The sequence below is a fragment of the Opacimonas viscosa genome, assembly GCF_024199005.1.
In the GTDB taxonomy this organism is placed as follows: domain Bacteria; phylum Pseudomonadota; class Gammaproteobacteria; order Enterobacterales; family Alteromonadaceae; genus Opacimonas; species Opacimonas viscosa.
This window is the reverse complement of record NZ_JANATA010000042.1, coordinates 1-2280: the sequence shown is the minus strand read 5'-3', so window position 1 is coordinate 2280 and position 2280 is coordinate 1. Positions and strand designations below refer to the sequence as shown.

3 protein-coding genes are annotated in these 2280 nt (G+C 46.4%); all 3 read right to left on the bottom strand.

Annotation, left to right across the window (positions count from 1 at the left end; translation table 11 throughout):
- Positions 1 to 77 precede the first annotated feature (77 nt).
- Entirely contained in the window at positions 78 to 1631 is a 1554-nt protein-coding gene (gene tnpC / locus NLF92_RS12580) for an IS66 family transposase (protein ID WP_254102523.1), read from the bottom strand.
- A 63-nt stretch (positions 1632 to 1694) separates the two neighbouring features.
- Positions 1695 to 2042 carry an IS66 family insertion sequence element accessory protein TnpB gene (gene tnpB, locus NLF92_RS12575; RefSeq protein WP_254102514.1) on the bottom strand — a complete coding sequence of 116 codons (348 nt, stop codon included), beginning with the start codon at positions 2040 to 2042 and terminating at the stop codon, positions 1695 to 1697.
- Positions 2039 to 2280 (bottom strand): hypothetical protein (locus tag NLF92_RS12570; RefSeq protein WP_254102512.1); only part of this gene is annotated, 242 nt, incomplete at its 5' end. The genes tnpB and NLF92_RS12570, both read right to left, overlap by 4 nt.

Here is a 2280-nt window from a genome sequence, read left to right as displayed (position 1 = left end):
GTAAGCGTACGGCCATTACACCTAGTATCTTTATTTAAGTGTCCACTTGTTTTTTAGTGGACATTTAGTCTTTTGATTTAGATAGCTTCGTTTTTGGCGGGTGTGCTTAGGTCAATGTTCCATGGTAAGAGTTCATCGACTTTATTGATGGGGTGCTGTCCTATGCGTTTTAATACTGCTGTGAGATATTGATTCGGATTAATATCATTTAATTTCGCTGTACCGAGAATGGTATACAGCACTGCAGCTCGTTCACCGCCGGCTTTTGAACCTGCGAACAAGTAATTCTTGCGACCTAGAGCAATGGGACGGATAGACCGTTCCGCTGAGTTATTATCAATCGACGCCCGTCCATCTTGGGTGTACGCCATAATCCCATCTTGTTGATTTATCGCATACGCCACGGCTTTAGATATCGCCGAGCCTTTTGATAAGGTGCGCAAGCTTGTGGCTAAGTAATCATAAAACTCAGTCAGTATCGGCACAGATTCTTGTTGTCGTATTGCTAAGCGCTTATCCGGTGGTTGATTGCGGATAGTTTTTTCAATCGCATACAGCTGTTGGATATATTCGATAGCCTGCTGTGCAATTGGCGCAGGGCCCGATTGGGTAATATCATAAAACTTTCGCCTGACATGCGCTAAACAAGCTACAAAAGTCACCTTGTTACGATACACATCATTATAACCAGCATACGCATCCGCTTGCAGTGCCCCACTAAAGTGGCGTAAATGCGTGGTGGGATGGATACTTTTTCTGTCTTCACTGTATTGTAACCAGACCGCAGGCGGTGCAGCTTCATTCCATGCTCGACCATCTCTAACATACGTCCAATATCGTCCCGTTTGTGTGCGTCCTTTACCTGGTGATAGTGTCGGTGCTGTGGTGTCATCAGCATGTAAGTGAGAAGCCTGTGTGACATGACGCTCTATTGCTTCAGCTAGCGGAGTGAGTAAGCGACTCACTTGCCCCACCCAATCAGCTAACGTTGAGCGCTCAACATCAATCCCTTCTCGCGCCATCTGTTGTGATTGACGGTACAACGGCTGATGGTCCATATACTTATCGACCATCACTTGTGTCAACAACCCAGCACTTGGCAGGCCTTTATTGATAACTCGCTGCGGTGCAGGCGCTTGAACCACGCTGTCACATGCCTTACAGCTGTATTTAGGACGCACGGTTTTAATCACACGATACGATGCAGGCACCACATCCAAGATTTCTGAGACATCATCACCGATATGGCACAACGCACCTTGGCAGTCTGGGCAGCACTCATGCGTATCTAAGCGGTATTCTTCTCGTGCTAAGTGTTCAGGTAATGTGATGCGACGACGAGGTGTCTTCGTGACCGTGCCTGCTGCACTGCTACCGGAGTCCGTCTGTGCTTGGGCGATTTCTAGCTCTTCAAGCTGTAATTCCAACTGATGGATATTTTGCTCAACCTGCTCTGATGAGCGACCAAAACGCGCACGCTTTAATACAGCTAATTGATGGCGTAGGTTATCGATAACGGAGTCTTGAGCGGATAGTTTCTTATTATTTTCAGACAGCTCAGATTGCATCTGCAACACCATTTGTTGCAATGCATGAGTATCGGTTGGAAGTGCTTGATAGCCTGTTTTCATGAGCTTAATTATACCACTCAAGCCCAACAAAAACACGGGGAAAAGCAATAAAATGACGGTTTTTTACGCACTATTTTCCGGTCGATATCGCCTTGCTGGTGGGCGCCAATCAATGCCCTCTAATAGCATTGATAATTGAGCTTGTGATAAGTGAACAGCACCGGATGTTGCGCTCGGCCACACAAAACGTCCGTGCTCCAAACGTTTATAATACAGACATAATCCTTGGCCATCCCACCAGAGTAATTTAACCCGATCACCACGTTTGCCACGAAACACAAAAACATGCCCATTGAAGGGATCTTTTTGTAATATATGCTGCGCAATCGCAGATAAACCATCAAAGCCTTTACGCATATCGGTGTGGCCGGCACATAACCAGATCCGTACATCATGAGATAAAGTGATCATATGATAACCGATAAGATCTGTTTGATCGTCTCAGCTGTGGGATGTGTGAGCTTGATCACATGCCCACTGGATAGCTCAACGACCACCGTACTCGAGTTTGGCGTCTGTTGTTTAGTATTGTGGGTGACGGTATTGGCGTTGGACTGAGTCGTGACTGGTAAAAACTTGGTCTCTTCAGGATTATCTTGTGTCGCAATCACAGGGTTGTTGCTTGCCACTTTTACCCATCTTGCCGCAC